The following is a 14,867-nucleotide window of genomic DNA, read 5'->3' as shown; positions in this document are numbered from 1 at the left end:
ATTCTCTGATTTTGAACCGATATTGATCATGCCAAAAATAAAACCGACGAAATTGATTATGGCCGCCGTGATTGCCATTGCGCTCATCGCTGCGGGGTGGTACTTCCTCAAACCCAAAGAACAGCCTCCGCAATATATTACGGCTGAAGTCACCCAGGGCGATATCGAAAGCTCTGTACTGGCGACTGGTATTCTGGAAGCGACCAAGATGGTCAGCGTGGGGGCGCAGGTTTCGGGTCAGGTCAGAAAAATGTATGTAGAACTGGGCGATCAGGTCAAGCAAGGTCAGCTGATTGCGCGGATTGACTCCGTTCGTCAGGAAAATGATTTAAAAACCGCTGAAGCCAGCATTAAAAATCAGATGGCACAACTTGCAGTAAGACAAGCGAATTTGGCCAAAGTTGAAGCTGAATACAACCGTCAGAAAGCCATGTATGCACAGGATGCCACTTCTCGCTCAGAGCTGGAGTCGGCATTTGCGAACTATAAAACAGCACAAGCGGATATCACCGCCATCAATGCGCAGATTGAACAGTCACGTTTGACGCTGGCCACAGCTAAAGAAGATCTTGGCTATACCCAGATTGTGGCACCGATGGATGGCACGATTGTGGCGATTGTGACCGAAGAAGGTCAGACTGTAAACGCCAACCAGAGTGCGCCGACTATTGTGAAACTGGCAAAACTGGACACCATGACCATTAAAGCTGAAATTTCTGAAGCAGATGTCATGAAAGTTGAAGAAGGTCAAACGGTTTATTTCACTACCTTAGGCAATAACGAGAAAAAGATTTACGCCAAACTGCGTCAAGTTGAGCCTGCACCCAATTCAATTAATACCGATAGCAATACATCAAGCTCATCTTCAAGTTCTGCGGTTTATTACAACGCATTGTTCGATGTCCCGAATGAAGATGGAAAATTGCGTATTGATATGACGGCGCAAGTTTACATCGTGCTGGATGAAGCCAAAAATGTACTGACCATTCCTGCTGCAGCCATTCAAGGTTCAAACCGTCCGCCACGTGCCAATCGTGGTGAAGCGCGTGGTGAGGGTTCTCGCGGTGAAGGCAGTCCGGCATCACGTCCTGAAGCTGAATCGGCTCAAGGCAATCGCCCTGCCGGTGAACGTCCAGCGCGTCTAAACCTGTCTGAAGCAGAACTTGCATTGATTGAGCAAGGTAAAGCACAACGTGGCATGGTTCGTGTCTTGCAAGCCGATGGTACTGCGAAACCAACCCCTGTATTAATCGGCTTGAATAACCGTGCGACTGCGCAAGTGCTGAAAGGTTTAAAACGTGGTGATCAGGTGGTGATTGCCGATGGTTCTGACACCTCCAATGATGCAGCAAAACGCGGTGGCAATAGCCGTGGCCCAATGAGAATGTAAGCATGAATTCACAACAACAGCCTCTCCTCGAGGTGAAAAATCTGGTTCGTGAATTCCCTGCGGGTGAAAGCACTGTCCAGATTTTAAAAGGGGTGAATCTAGAGATTTATCCGGGTGAACTGGTGGCGATTGTCGGTCAGTCCGGTTCCGGTAAATCGACCCTGATGAACATTCTGGGTTGTCTGGACAAACCGACCACGGGTAGCTACAAGGTCAAAGGCCGTGAAACTCGGGAACTGGAAGCGGATGAACTGGCGCAATTACGCCGTGAATATTTCGGCTTTATTTTTCAGCGTTATCATCTGCTGGGCGATTTAAATGCAGCAGGCAATGTCGAAGTCCCTGCGATTTATGCCGGTGCGGATTCATCTGAACGGCATGCGCGAGCCGTCAAGATTCTGACTGATCTCGGTCTGGGTGAAAAAACCCAGAACCGTCCGAGCCAGCTCTCTGGTGGTCAGCAGCAACGGGTTTCGATTGCCCGTGCGCTAATGAATGGCGGTGACGTGATTCTGGCCGATGAACCGACAGGTGCATTGGACAAGAACAGCGGTATTGAAGTGATGCGTATTTTGCGTGAACTGAATGCCAAAGGTCATACCATCATTCTGGTCACGCATGATCATAATGTAGCGAAAAATGCGACCCGGATTATCGAGATTTCAGACGGTAATATCATTTCCGACCAGCCCAATGTTCCTGAAGTCGAAGAGCATCTGGAAAAACAGCCGCTGATCCGCAGTGAACAAAAGAAGATTTCTTCATGGCGTTCTGCAGTTGACCGTCTCGGTGAAGCTTTCCGTATGGCCTTGCTGGCCATGAATGCACATCGCATGCGGACTTTCTTGACCATGCTCGGAATCATTATCGGTATTGCTTCGGTGGTCTCGGTGGTGGCACTCGGTAATGGCTCACAAAAGCAGATTCTGGAAAATATCAGCAGTCTGGGGACCAATACCATTACCGTATTTCAGGGTCGAGGCTTTGGGGATAATTCCAGATCTTCACAGTCCAAAACCCTGATTCCGGCCGATGCCGATGCGCTGGCTGAACAACCGTATGTCGATGGCGTTAGCCCATCGGTGAATAGCAGTGTCACCGGCCGTTATAAAGAAATCGAAGCTTCAACCACGGTCAACGGCGTCAGTGAGGATTTCTTCTATGTACGTGGCATGACGTTCCAGTCCGGTCAGCCTTTTGACCGCAGTAGTGTCATGCAACAGGCGCAAGATGTCGTCATTGACACCAATACCAAAAATACCTTCTTTAAGGATGGCACCAATCCGGTGGGTCAGGTGATTTTACTCGGGAGCGTACCGAGCCGGATTATCGGGGTGATTGACGCGCAAAAAGGCATGATGGGCAATAATGACAGCCTGAATGTCTATCTGCCGTATTCCACCGTGATGAGCCGTATGCTGGGTCAATCCAATGTTCGCAGCATCATTGTGCGGATTAAGGATGAATACCCAAGTGCGGCGGCTGAAAATGCGATTCTGAATCTGCTGGTACAGCGACATGGCGCGCAGGATGTGTTTACCCAGAATGCCGACAGTATTCGTGAAACCATTCAGCAAACCACGGCGACCATGACTCTGCTGATTTCAGCAATTGCGGTAATTTCACTGGTGGTCGGCGGAATTGGGGTCATGAATATCATGCTGGTATCGGTAACCGAACGTACTCAGGAAATTGGTGTGCGTATGGCGGTGGGTGCCCGTCAAAGTGATATTTTGCAGCAATTCCTGATTGAAGCCGTTCTGGTCTGTATCTTGGGTGGTATTTTGGGTGTGCTGCTTTCCCTCGGGATTGGCCAATTAATTACCCATTTTGCCGGCGGTACTTTCCAGATGGCGTATTCAACCACTTCGATTGTAGCGGCCTTTGTCTGCTCAAGCCTGATCGGGATGGTGTTTGGCTTTATCCCGGCACGTAACGCTGCTCGTCTGAATCCAGTCGATGCGCTCTCTCGCGAATAAGGAATCTGATATGCAAATGAATTTAACCAAGCTTGCCAGTGCCCTGTTGCTGGGAAGCTCGCTGGTCGGTTGTGCCGCAGTGGTGAAAACCCCCTATGAACAGCCTGCGATCAATATGCCGGGTAGCTTTCAAAACAATAAGGTGCTTAGTCAGCAGATTCATGCTGATATTTTGGCAGATCAATGGTGGACTTTATTTAAAGATCCGCAATTAAATAATTTGGTGAATGAAGTATTGGCGCAGAATACCGATCTGGCAGTGGCCGGCATCAGTTTACAACAGGCCCGTATTCAAGCCAGACAAGCTCAAAGTCAGCAAGGCGTTCGCGTCGGTGATGCAAGAATTTCAACGGGCCATCGTTTTAGCCTAGATGGTGGCGGCGATTCTTCGACGGGTCTTTCACTGGGTTATCCGGGCTTAAGCTATGAACTGGATCTGTTTGGCAAACTGGCCAATCAAACCGAAGCCGCTCGCTGGGAGGCCTTAGCCTCTGAAGAAGACTTGCAGGCAACTGCTCAGAGCCTGATCGGCACCACAGCGCAACTCTATTGGCAACTGGCTTATCTGAATGAACGTTATAGCGTGGTACAGCAAAATCTGGCGACCGCGCAAAAAACCTATGATCTGGTGCGAGTGCAATATCGTGCCGGCGCAGTATCCGGTCTGGATTTAACCCAGGCGGAACAGGCGATTCAAAGCCAACAGGCAACCTTAAGCCAGATTGAACAACAACGTGTGGAAACACGTACCGGACTCGCGGTATTGCTGCACATGCCGGTTCAACAGCTCGCGATTCAAGAGCCAAGCCGTTTACCGAATATTCAATTGCCGAGTATTCAGGCTGACTTACCGGCGAGTTTATTGTCACGTCGTCCTGATCTTCGAGCGACTGAACTGCGCTTGCGTAAGGCACTAGCTAATAAAGATGCCAACAAAGCCAGCTACTATCCATCCATTAGTTTGACCGGTAATCTGACCACCGGTATTGGCAGCAGTACTTCCCTCTCGAATGCCCTGAAAAATCCGGTTGCAACTTTAGGTGCTGGTCTGACTTTGCCTTTCCTGCAATGGAATGACATGAAACGTGATCTGCAAGTCAATGAGCTGGAATATGAAAAAGCCATTATCCAGTATCGCCAGACCATGTATGAAGCCTTTGCTGATGTGGAAAATGCCTTGTCGAATCGTACTGAGCTCACTAAGCAGGTGACTTTGCAGCAACGGAATGTTGAGCTGGCAGAAAGAACTGAACGCTTGACTGAAGTGCGTTATCGTAATGGTGCAGTAGCCTTGAAAAACCTGCTGGATGCACAGGAAACCACGCGCAATGCACGGCTGTCCTTGGTGCAAACCCGACAGAACCAATACAATGCCTATGTCACCTTGATGCAGGCATTGGGTGGTAGCCCGATTAAACAGTTGCCTTAACAAAGCTTAATCCATAAAAAAACCGCTGCCAAACAGCGGTTTTTTTAGTTCATATGATTTGAGTCAGTTTATTTCATTTGCAAATACGCATTCACATTTTTCAATAATTCAATTGATCGCTCATGTCCGAGCAAACTGCCTTTTTCCAGCCAGTCCCGTGCGATTCCGATATCACGCTCTACACTAATACCCTTGGTATATAAACGCCCAAGATGGCTATAAGCATCCGCATTCACCTGCACTGCCGCCTGCTGATAATAGTGTACGGCTTGCTCAATATTATTCTCAACACCTTGACCCTGCTCATATGCTTCACCCAGAGCATTCAGTGCTACACCATTCTGCTGAGCGGCTGCTTTTTGCAGATAGCTCAAGCCTAAGGCAATATCCTGCGCAATCTGTTGGCCTTTAAGATATTTCAAGCCCAATTCTGCCTGTGCCTGGGCATGACCCAATTGCGCAGCCTGATGCAGATAACGATTGGCCAGCTCTGCATTATTGATATACACAGGATAAATGCCTAACAGGGCTTGATACAGAAACCATGCCGCCTCTTTCGAACCTTTCGCAACCGCCTGATTCAGGTACTGGACAGCTTTATCACGTATCGGTAAGGGATATTCAGCCAGACTATAAAACCGGCCGACGATATAAATTAAATCCGCTTCAGACTGAGCCACAATCTGCCAATAGTGCTGTGCCGCGCTCTGAATCATTTGTGTGGCTTTGGCAATGTCTTTTACTGTACCGACACCATTTAAATAACACAGCGCTAGCCCCATCTGTGCAGACACATCATCAGGACTAAGCTGATAGGCAGCCTGATATAACTCAAATGCTTTTTGCGGTTCGTTGGCCACCAGGTGCTGCTCAAAATACAGCGCAGCAATCATGCATAATGCAGGCGCATGCTGACTGTTGGCCGCTTCCGACCAGTAACGAAATGCCATGGTTTCATTTTTATCAACATACCAGCCATGAAAATAAGCCAGCCCGATTAAAGTCTTGGCTTGTGCATCGGCATGCTCTTTGGACTGCTGCAATAAATGCTGGAACACGCGTTGACGCTGGTCGGTATCGATACGGCCTTGTAACACACCGGCATAATAATCATAGAGACCTTTCTGGTCACCGAGACTAATACAGCGTTTAATAAATTGCAGGGCTTGGGTCGGGTCTTGCGGTAGAATCTGACCACGCGCATAATCATCGGCGATCTGCTGATTAGCGGCCAAATGATCTTGTTGTGCCGCCAGAAACAGATAATGAATTCCTTGCACTAAATCTTGGGTTGTTGAATCTGCCAAATAATACTGAGCCAACTGATACTGCGAATTGGCATGACCCTGCCCGGCATTTTGAATGAATAATGCCAGACGCTGTTTTTCTGCAGTCATCTCGTTTTGAGGCTGGCCTTCGGTAGAAGAAAGTTCAGTAATACGATATTGGGCATCCAGATTGCCACGTGCTACCGCATGTCGGTACCAATACAAAGCTTTTTCCGGGTCAGCCTGTTGATATGCCTCCCCTTCATGAATCCGCCCCAAATGATAAGCCGCTTCATCACTGCCCAAGCGAAAGGCTTTGTCCAGGTAGCTGATGGCTTTTTCAGTATTTTGCTCATGCCCTAGACCTTGCAGATGCATTAGGCCCATACCTACATAGGCTTGTGGAATTTCCTGTTGCTGAGCCAGTCCCTGATAAATCTGATAGGCACGTTCATAATTCGGATGTTCCGGATCTGAACTCAAACGTGCTGCATGTTTCAGTTGAGCATCAATCTGCTCAATCCATAAATCATGTTGTACAGCCTTCGCCTGATCACGTTTCACCGGATCCGGACGTTTCCACATCCAGATCGCCAACGCCCCTATCCCCAAAATCAGTACCAGCAAGAACCACATAGCTGCTCCAAAACATTATTTTTGTTCTGCGAATGAATCCTTTCATTCTAAACGCCAGTTTAAAAAAAGCACATAGATTGTGCTTTTTATTTTTTAAATCAGGCTTTTGCTCTTTTATTATCGAGTTTTTTCAAGCCTTCTGCTACAGCGACCATGGCAAAGCTTGAAGTTACCACCACGGCAGAGCCATAACCACCACAGCGCAAGCCGGCACTGGCGCAGACATCGGCACTGGAGAATGGATTATCGATGGAATAGACACAAGTAATGCCGAATTTTTCTTTGGGCTTTTTGCAGATGCCTTTGCTGCGTAACTGGGCACGTAATTTGGCCAGCATCGGATCCTGTTCGGTTTTAGATAAATCGGCGACCCGAATTTTCAGCGGGTCCAGTTTACCCCCTGCCCCGCCCGATACAATTAAAGGAATCTTGTTAAAGCGACAATGTAGCATCAGAGCAAATTTGGCTTTGACATCGTCAATACAGTCGAGGATTAAATCTGGATCACCTGCTAAAGTTTCTTTGATATTTTCAGGCGTCAGGTAATCATCAATCAGATTAATTTTAATGCGTGGATTAATTGCGCGGCAACGCTCGGCCATGACTTCAATTTTTTCATGACCCAAGGTGGTACTCATGGCAGGTAACTGACGGTTAATATTAGACGCGGCCACCACATCCATATCGACCAAGGTCAGCTCGCCCACACCACTACGTGCCAGTGCTTCTACCGCCCATGAACCTACGCCCCCGATACCAATCACCATCACATGACTTTTTTCATAATGGTTAAAGCTGTCTTCTCCATAAATTTTGGCAACACCAGCAAAACGGCGGTCATATTCATCATCTTGAAGCAGGTCGGTCATAGGTCATCTATAGCAATAAAAATACCGGATCATTTTAACAAAATCCGCTTTTCTTTACCGCCACTAAATTTTTGATCGATTTAAATGACATTCAGACCGGATGAGAGCGACAACTCACTCGAGATTGATTAAAATATCAACAAATTAATTCTATGTCATTTGGCCAAAAGGAGTGAAATGTCATGCTATTTAACACCCTTTTGGGTTTGAACATACTTTGTATCGGGCTTTATTTTTATGTTCTGATCAGCCAAAAAAACAAAAATTATTATCTCAGTATTCTCATTCGTTTAATGACTTTAGGATTATTTGGCTTGGTTATTTTCGATCGTTATGAAACACAGAATCATCTGATCATGTTATTGCTCTTGTGGGTAGGCTTTGAAAGCATGGAGCAGTTTTACGCTAGAAAAAAATCCAGTTCAGTAAAATAAAAAAGAGGCTTGCGCCTCTTTTCAATTCATCGGAATTTAGTCTTTATTCATGATAAAGAAATATTGACGATAATATTTCAGTTCTGCAATCGAATCGCGAATATCATCCATCGCCAGATGCGAGGCATTTTTCTTGAGACCGCTCATGATTTCCGGGCGCCAGCGTTTGGCTAGTTCTTTCACTGAAGAGACATCCAGATTACGGTAATGGAAATACTGTTCCAGTTCAGGCATCAAACGGTGCAGGAAGCGACGATCCTGACAGATCGAGTTACCACACATCGGTGAAGATTTTGGATTGACCCATTTTTTCAGGAATTCAAGGGTTTGCTGCTCGGCATCCTGAGCGGTCAGTTTACTGCGACGCACACGCTCAATCAGACCGGACTGACCATGCTGGCGAGTGTTCCACTCATCCATGGCATTTAACAGACGTGCAGGCTGATGTACCGCAAGCACAGGACCTTCAGCCAAAATATTCAAATTGTCATCGGTTACAATTGTTGCAATTTCAATAATTTGATCATTGTCTGTGTCTAGACCTGTCATTTCAAGGTCAATCCAAATCAGGCGGGTATCAGCGGTGCTGCTCATAAATGTGCAATCTTATTGGGTTTAAAAACAACTATAGTAGCAAATTAATTACATCTTGGGTGTCATTCGGGGGCTGCTTCATGCTATTTTTGCCATCTGATTTACCCGGTTTTTTTAGGATATGAATGGCCTTAATACGTAAGCGTCGTCTGACAGAGCAACAACAGCGCCGCATTCAGAAACAACAGAAAACACGTCAAGAAGATCTCGATACCTCCAGTGATCTTGAAGGTTTAGTGGTGCAACATTATGGCCGCCAACTTGAAGTGCAAGCTTTGTCTCGCCCTGACATTCACCCTGAAAAACCTGTGGTCGCCGATGGTGAGCCTGAACCTTTCTGGAAAGAGATTGAACTGGACAGCGTCTGGCGCTGTCATACTCGAACCAATCTGGATTTATTGGTCACGGGTGACCGGGTCAAATGGCAAGCCGATCCGAATACCGGTTTAGGAATTATCACCGCGATTCATCCCCGAAAATCCTTATTGACACGCCCCGACCGCTATCACAAGGTTAAACCGGTAGCGGCCAACATTTCACTGATTGTGATCGTGTTTGCACCATTGCCTGAGCCAGCGCCGGGCCTGATCGACCGTTATCTGGTGGCCTGTGCCGATGCCGATATTCCTGCATTGCTGGTGATGAATAAAGCCGATTTGTTAAAAGAAAACGATCCGATTCTGACTCTGCTGCAAGAATATCAAGATCTCGGTTATGAAGTGATGCAGACCCAATCCGATGGCGACCTGACTGCACTGTCTAATCGTCTGGAAAATGAAACGGTGGCTTTCGTCGGTCAATCGGGTGTGGGTAAAAGCACGCTGATTAATGCCATCGTGCCGGATGCCGCACAGAAAACCAATATTATTTCGGAAAACTCGGCACTCGGTCAGCACACCACGACGTCAACGCGCTTGATCGGTTTTGGTGAAGGTGCGGCCCTGATTGATTCTCCGGGAATTCGTGAATTTGGCCTGTGGCACCTGACTTTAGATAAGGTACAAAGCGGCTTTCCTGAAATTGAAAACCTGCTCGGCCATTGTCAGTTCCGTAACTGTACCCATAAGCATGAAAAACAATGTGCTTTGCGTCAGGCTGCGGCCGCAGGTGAAATTTTACCGCGCCGACTGGACAGCTATTTACGTTTAATCGACGAAATCACTGAAGCACAGCAAAAAAATTAATTTTCTTAACCCTTGGCCCTTGAAGCGGTGATTTTGATCACCATATTTATGAGCTATACTCTTGGCAATTTTAAAATTGTAATTAGGTGAATTGTGGAACGTTGGTTCGAGTTTATGGGGAATCACCCCTTCTTATTTGGAACACTCGCGGTATTAGTGGTTTTGTTCTTCATTATCGAAGGTCAACGTAACGGTCGCAAAATTTCTCCGCAATCGCTGGGAATTTTAGTCAAAGCAAAAAATGCCATGCTGGTTGATCTACGTGATGCCAAAGACTTCCGTGAAGGTCATATCAGCGGCAGCCGTAATATTCCATATAGCCAGATTACAAAACATGTTGAAGAGCTGAAAGCATCTGATCGCCCTTTGGTGTTCATTTGTAACCTTGGACAGGTGGCTGGTACTGCATTACAGCAGGTTGGTCATGCCGATGCCTACCGTCTTGATGGCGGCGTCAGCAACTGGAAAGCTCAAGGTTTACCTTTGGTGAAAAGCAAATAATCCACGAACAGGAGATTGATCATGGCTGAAGTTACTATTTACTCGACGACAGTGTGTCCTTATTGCGTGCGTGCAAAACAGCTACTGGAACGTAAGGGTGTGGCATATAAAGAGATTAACTTGTCTCAAGAAGCGCCTGAAGTACGTCTTGAATTGATGCAGCGTACCAATCACCGTACCGTGCCACAAATTTTTATTAATGATCAGTTCATCGGTGGTTTTGACCAACTTTATGCTTTAGAGCGTGAAGGCAAACTTGATGAATTGCTGGCTTAACCTTACTAAAATTATCACTTCATATTAAGGATCAAAAAATGAGTGAAGAACAACAAGCTCAACCACAATTGGCATTAGAGCGTATTTATACCAAAGATATTTCTTTTGAAGTTCCTGGGGCGCAAGTTTTTACCAAGCAATGGCAACCTGAGTTAAACATCAATCTTTCTTCTTCTGCAGAAAAAATTGATGAAACTCATTTTGAAGTAGCTTTGAAAGTCGTGGTTCAAGCGACCAACGAAGGTGATACCGCGTTTATCGTTGATGTGACTCAAGCCGGTATTTTCCTGGTAGATGGCGTTGAAGAAGAGCGTCTTCCATACATCCTAGGTGCATACTGCCCGAACATCCTGTTCCCTTTCCTACGTGAAGCAGTGAATGATATGGTGACTAAAGGCAGCTTCCCACAATTGCTATTGACTCCAATCAACTTTGATGCTGAATTTGAAGCCAATATGCAACGTGCGCAAGCTGCTGCTGTGGATGGTCAAGCTTAATCGCTGTTCTTCAAATCTAAAAAAGACCGCTTATGCGGTCTTTTTTATTGCCTTGAGTGGCCTCCCCCTTTATCAAAGGGGGAATGAGGGGGATTTTAATCATTTCCTCACTCAGAGAAAGAAGTCATTCCCCTCTCTCTAACTCTCTCCCTGAGGGAGAGAGGATTTATAGGACTTATTCCGCATCCGCCATCAAATCAGCGCTCATACCTACCGTATTGAAACCGGCATCGACATACAGGATTTCACCGGTAATTCCGTTAGCCCATGGCGAGCACAGGAATAATGCGGCATTACCGACATCTTCAATCGTCACATTACGTTTCAGTGGTGCAACTTTCTCATTCAGGTCAAGCATTTTACGGAATGATTTAATACCTGAAGCTGCCAAGGTACGGATTGGACCCGCAGAGATCGCGTTCACACGAATACCTTCCTGACCCAAGCTAGACGCCAAATAACGTACGCCTGCTTCTAAAGAGGCTTTGGCCATACCCATCACGTTATAGTTTGGCATTACACGCTCAGAACCTTGATAGGTCAATGTCAGCAAACAGCCTTGACGGACTTGCAGCAAAGGTTTTGCCGCACGTGCCATTGCAATAAAGCTATAAGCACTGATGTCATGTGCAATATTAAAGCCTTCACGATCCGTGATCTCGGTGAAGTCACCATCTAGCGTATGTGCCGGTGCAAAACCGATAGAATGCACTACGCCGTCCAGACCATCCCAGTGTTTAGCCAGTTCGGCAAATGCATGGTCAATTTCAGCATCGACTGCCACATCACAAGGAAAAACCAGTTTCGAACCAAACTGTTCAGCAAAGTCATCTACCCGCTTTTTCAGCTTTTCATTTGGATAAGTAAAAGCCAATTCAGCACCTTCACGATGCAATGCTTGAGCAATACCAAAAGCAATCGATAATTTACTCGCAATGCCCGCGATCAAGAAGCGCTTACCCGCCAAAAGTCCTTGTGCCATGTGAATCTCACCTAAAAGAATGTATATGGCATGATGCCAAGTCTGAAGCATTTTAGAAATTGCATAATGCACCTTTTTTTCGATTTATGATGAACTGGGAATTTAAGACTGAGTTAAGAGTATTAACTTAAATGGTCAGATGCAGGGCCTGATGAGTATTTTGCCAGAGCTGTTCAGCCAGTTCCTCTTTGTGCATATGCAGGCTCTTTGCCAGTCCTTGCAGCACATAAGGTAAATTTGCAGGTGTATTTCGGGTACGTTGCTCGGTCGAGCTTTGACAACAGAGTGGCGTCATATCCGGACAGTCAGTTTCCAATACCAAATGTTCTGGTCCGACATACTGCACCACTTGATGCAATTTTTTGGCATTTAGATTGGTGATTTGCCCGGTGATGCCCAGTTTGAATCCCAGCTTGATAAAAGCCTTGGCTTCCTCAATCCCACCACCAAAGGCATGCGCAATGCCGCCCTGTTTAAACTGCTGCTGTTTTAAAATCTGCAAAACCTCCGCATGCGATTTGCGGATATGCAGCAAAACCGGCTTATCAAATTGCTGTGCCAGTTCAAGCTGTGCAGCAAAAAAATCTTTTTGCTTCTGAAAAATTTCCGCCTGTTTGTGCTGTTTTAAAAAGGTATCCAGACCGATTTCGCCAATGGCAATGCATGGTTCAGTTTTGAGCAGCCGTTCCAAATCGTATAGATGTTCAGCCTGATGCTGTTCAATATAAAACGGATGCAAGCCGGGTGCCAAATGGCTTTGCGCGGCATTTTCCAGATCATTGATGAAGTGATGGGTCCTTAACAAATCTTGAAAACGGTTTTGCAAAAAACCAATTAAAACCAGATGATCGACACCTACCGCTTTGGCCGTATAGGCCAACTGTTCCCGATCAGGATCAAAATCGGGAACATCAAAATGGGTATGCGTATCAAACAGTTTTAAGGTCATTTGGCTTTTGCAGCAGATGCTGGCTGTGCCTCGGAGGCAGCTTTTTCAGTTTGAGGCAGATATTCGGGTTTCAGCACACCTTGTAACTGCTCATAAGGAATCATCAGACGTGGCAAGCCAACAACATATGGCCCAATTTCATATTCGGCATATTGCAATATCAAGCCGTCTTTGCCCAGATAGAAGTTATCGGTAAGCTTGAACTTCCAGGCCTGTTCATATTCGGCGACATCTTTGGCCAGCTTGGACTCTACCACCCAGGTTTTAAACGCATCATAAGCACGCGCTTCCAGTTGGGCTTTCTGTTTGACCGCAATAATGTCATCCAGCTTGATCAGCTTTTTCTGTTCCAGATCAAAATTATAATAAGTCTGTGCAGATGCCCCGTGTGCGCCTCCCAGATAATAACTGCTGTTCAAAACTACTGTCGCTAGAGGATCACCCGAATGCAGAATCTTGGGCTTAATCATCAGGCTAATACTATGACTGGCACTCAGGGCCTTGAGCTCTTTATCCAGATTCAAGAAAGTCTGCATATAAGGTTGAGTTTGCTGCTCAAGCTGCTGTTTTGGTGTCACCACTGTTGCTAAAGCAGCTTTGGGTTCAGAGGCGGCAACGTCTGCTTCGCTGGCAGCGCTCACTTTTGCCGGTTCAATCGCATCAAGAGACAGGATATTTTTCAACTGTTGCAGAATCTGCTGGTCGATCCATTCATCAATAAAGCTCTGATTACTGTTCAGACGTTCGATCGAGATTTCCGGACAGCTTTTGTCTTCACATTCTGGAATCGCCAGCTTGAGCTTTTCGGTATCGCCGTTGAGTTTAAGTGCTTCAGCTTCGGCTTGTACCACTTCGGAAGTACTTGATTCTTCCGGCTCATTACTCTTTGGCTGACAGGCACTCAGCAAGATCGCTGACGCCAGTATGGATAGACAAAAGATATTCTTGTATTTTGGCATTCATTCACCTTTTTGGAACCTGTAATCTTGCAGGATCATGAGCTTTAAAACATATGCTGATAGATATCAGCTTTCAAGACCTGTTGTGTTTGTTGTTTTGTTAAATAAATATCCAGTTGTTTGGCGTCTTTGCTAATTTCATGGCTGCGAAAATGCAGACCAATACCTTCCTGATCAAAAAACCAGTCAGCTTGTCCCCAATACAGTTTTTTCGGCGCTTTCTGCTGCACTTGCTGATCATTTTCTTTGAGCCATGTCTCATAGGCTTGCTGAATAATCTGATCCATTAATAACTGTTGCTTAGGATCGATAATATCCAGTGGGGTCAGCATTTTCTGCTGGTGGCGATCAGCCACAAAAAAATAATAGCGCTCATGCACGCTGACATTTTCCTGTTTGGTATCGACCCCGATCTGCATCAATACATATTGATTGCGCTGGTAAGGAATACGGGTATATAGCGACAGTTCATAAGCCTTGTTCAAATTGAGCTGCGCCTGCCAGGCATCCGATTTTTTTACATAGGCATTGATCGCCTGCTGTAAATTCATGTCCTGTTTCAAGCCGATTTGATCCTGGATCACTTTGGCCTGCTGCTTTTCAATCCATTGGTTCATCCATGGATCAACCGTATGCAAGGTCTGAATATCCAGATTGATACAGTTTTTATTTTCACAAAATGGCAAGGCAATCTTGGCCGGCTGCTCTTGAATATTCAGATAAGGCAAAACATCTGCGGTCTGCTGAGCTGCGGTGATTTTCTCATTTTCCGGAGTATTAACAGGCTCTTTTTCGCTTTGATCACAGCCACTCAGGACAAGACTTAAACCAATCACAGAACCGAGGACGACTTCCTTGCTGAGCTTCATTCTCTTTGCTATATCTATCGAGTTATTAATTGCTTAAATGTAGCATAAAAT

The 14,867-nt window shown here is 46.1% G+C and carries 15 protein-coding genes; 8 read left to right on the top strand and 7 right to left on the bottom strand.

What is annotated here, in order from left to right; all coding sequences use genetic code 11:
* Nucleotides 1-28: 28 nt before the first annotated feature.
* From Q9R24_RS07255 to Q9R24_RS07245, 3 genes are read left to right on the top strand one after another with little or no spacing between them, the layout of a single operon-like run.
* Complete coding sequence (locus Q9R24_RS07255; protein ID WP_004733071.1) at nt 29-1,390, top strand: MacA family efflux pump subunit; 1,362 nt, start codon at nt 29-31, stop codon at nt 1,388-1,390.
* Nucleotides 1,391-1,392: 2 nt separating this feature from the next.
* A complete protein-coding gene (locus tag Q9R24_RS07250; RefSeq protein WP_311204267.1) occupies nt 1,393-3,369 on the top strand; it encodes a MacB family efflux pump subunit in 1,977 nt (658 codons plus the stop codon).
* 10 nt (nt 3,370-3,379) lie between these two features.
* Entirely contained in the window at nt 3,380-4,798 is a 1,419-nt protein-coding gene (locus Q9R24_RS07245) for an efflux transporter outer membrane subunit (RefSeq protein WP_311204266.1), read from the top strand.
* Between the two features lie 68 nt (nt 4,799-4,866).
* Here Q9R24_RS07245 and Q9R24_RS07240 read toward each other — a convergent pair whose 3' ends face one another.
* Nucleotides 4,867-6,702 (bottom strand): tetratricopeptide repeat protein, encoded by a 1,836-nt coding sequence (locus tag Q9R24_RS07240; RefSeq protein ID WP_311204265.1) that lies wholly within the window; start codon nt 6,700-6,702, stop codon nt 4,867-4,869.
* 98 nt (nt 6,703-6,800) lie between these two features.
* A complete protein-coding gene (locus Q9R24_RS07235; protein WP_114542006.1) occupies nt 6,801-7,571 on the bottom strand; it encodes a ThiF family adenylyltransferase in 771 nt (256 codons plus the stop codon).
* 182 nt (nt 7,572-7,753) lie between these two features.
* Here Q9R24_RS07235 and Q9R24_RS07230 point away from each other — a divergent pair, with 182 nt between their 5' ends.
* The gene (locus tag Q9R24_RS07230; RefSeq protein WP_004733081.1) at nt 7,754-8,005 is read left to right on the top strand and encodes a hypothetical protein; all 252 of its coding nucleotides are present in this window, start codon (nt 7,754-7,756) and stop codon (nt 8,003-8,005) included.
* A gap of 36 nt (nt 8,006-8,041) precedes the next feature.
* Here Q9R24_RS07230 and orn read toward each other — a convergent pair whose 3' ends face one another.
* Nucleotides 8,042-8,599 (bottom strand): oligoribonuclease, encoded by a 558-nt coding sequence (gene orn, locus Q9R24_RS07225; RefSeq protein WP_044109923.1) that lies wholly within the window; start codon nt 8,597-8,599, stop codon nt 8,042-8,044.
* Nucleotides 8,600-8,724: 125 nt separating this feature from the next.
* Between orn and rsgA the strand changes: the two genes are divergently transcribed.
* The 4 genes from rsgA to secB all read left to right on the top strand — a co-directional run bounded on the left by rsgA (nt 8,725) and on the right by secB (nt 11,057).
* A complete protein-coding gene (gene rsgA / locus Q9R24_RS07220; protein WP_005103207.1) occupies nt 8,725-9,783 on the top strand; it encodes a ribosome small subunit-dependent GTPase A in 1,059 nt (352 codons plus the stop codon).
* A gap of 93 nt (nt 9,784-9,876) precedes the next feature.
* Nucleotides 9,877-10,284 (top strand): rhodanese-like domain-containing protein, encoded by a 408-nt coding sequence (locus tag Q9R24_RS07215; protein WP_004647440.1) that lies wholly within the window; start codon nt 9,877-9,879, stop codon nt 10,282-10,284.
* Nucleotides 10,285-10,305: 21 nt separating this feature from the next.
* Nucleotides 10,306-10,560, top strand: coding sequence for a glutaredoxin 3 (grxC, locus tag Q9R24_RS07210; RefSeq protein ID WP_004278388.1), 255 nt, complete (start codon nt 10,306-10,308; stop codon nt 10,558-10,560).
* Between the two features lie 38 nt (nt 10,561-10,598).
* Nucleotides 10,599-11,057, top strand: a complete 459-nt coding sequence (secB, locus tag Q9R24_RS07205; RefSeq protein WP_004647439.1) for a protein-export chaperone SecB — start codon at nt 10,599-10,601, stop codon at nt 11,055-11,057.
* Between the two features lie 175 nt (nt 11,058-11,232).
* Here the strand turns inward: secB and Q9R24_RS07200 are convergent, their stop codons facing one another.
* The 4 genes from Q9R24_RS07200 to Q9R24_RS07185 all read right to left on the bottom strand — a co-directional run bounded on the left by Q9R24_RS07200 (nt 11,233) and on the right by Q9R24_RS07185 (nt 14,816).
* Nucleotides 11,233-12,039, bottom strand: coding sequence for an enoyl-ACP reductase (locus Q9R24_RS07200; protein WP_004647438.1), 807 nt, complete (start codon nt 12,037-12,039; stop codon nt 11,233-11,235).
* Between the two features lie 127 nt (nt 12,040-12,166).
* A complete protein-coding gene (locus Q9R24_RS07195; RefSeq protein ID WP_311204264.1) occupies nt 12,167-12,988 on the bottom strand; it encodes a TatD family hydrolase in 822 nt (273 codons plus the stop codon).
* Entirely contained in the window at nt 12,985-13,947 is a 963-nt protein-coding gene (locus Q9R24_RS07190) for an RsiV family protein (protein ID WP_311204263.1), read from the bottom strand. The genes Q9R24_RS07195 and Q9R24_RS07190 overlap by 4 nt, the downstream gene beginning before the upstream one ends.
* A gap of 44 nt (nt 13,948-13,991) precedes the next feature.
* The gene (locus Q9R24_RS07185) at nt 13,992-14,816 is read right to left on the bottom strand and encodes a hypothetical protein (RefSeq protein ID WP_005103197.1); all 825 of its coding nucleotides are present in this window, start codon (nt 14,814-14,816) and stop codon (nt 13,992-13,994) included.
* Nucleotides 14,817-14,867: the final 51 nt, after the last annotated feature.

Source organism: Acinetobacter sp. RRD8, assembly GCF_031844225.1.
In the GTDB taxonomy this organism is placed as follows: Bacteria; Pseudomonadota; Gammaproteobacteria; order Pseudomonadales; family Moraxellaceae; genus Acinetobacter.
This window is presented reverse-complemented; position numbering and strand designations above follow the sequence as displayed.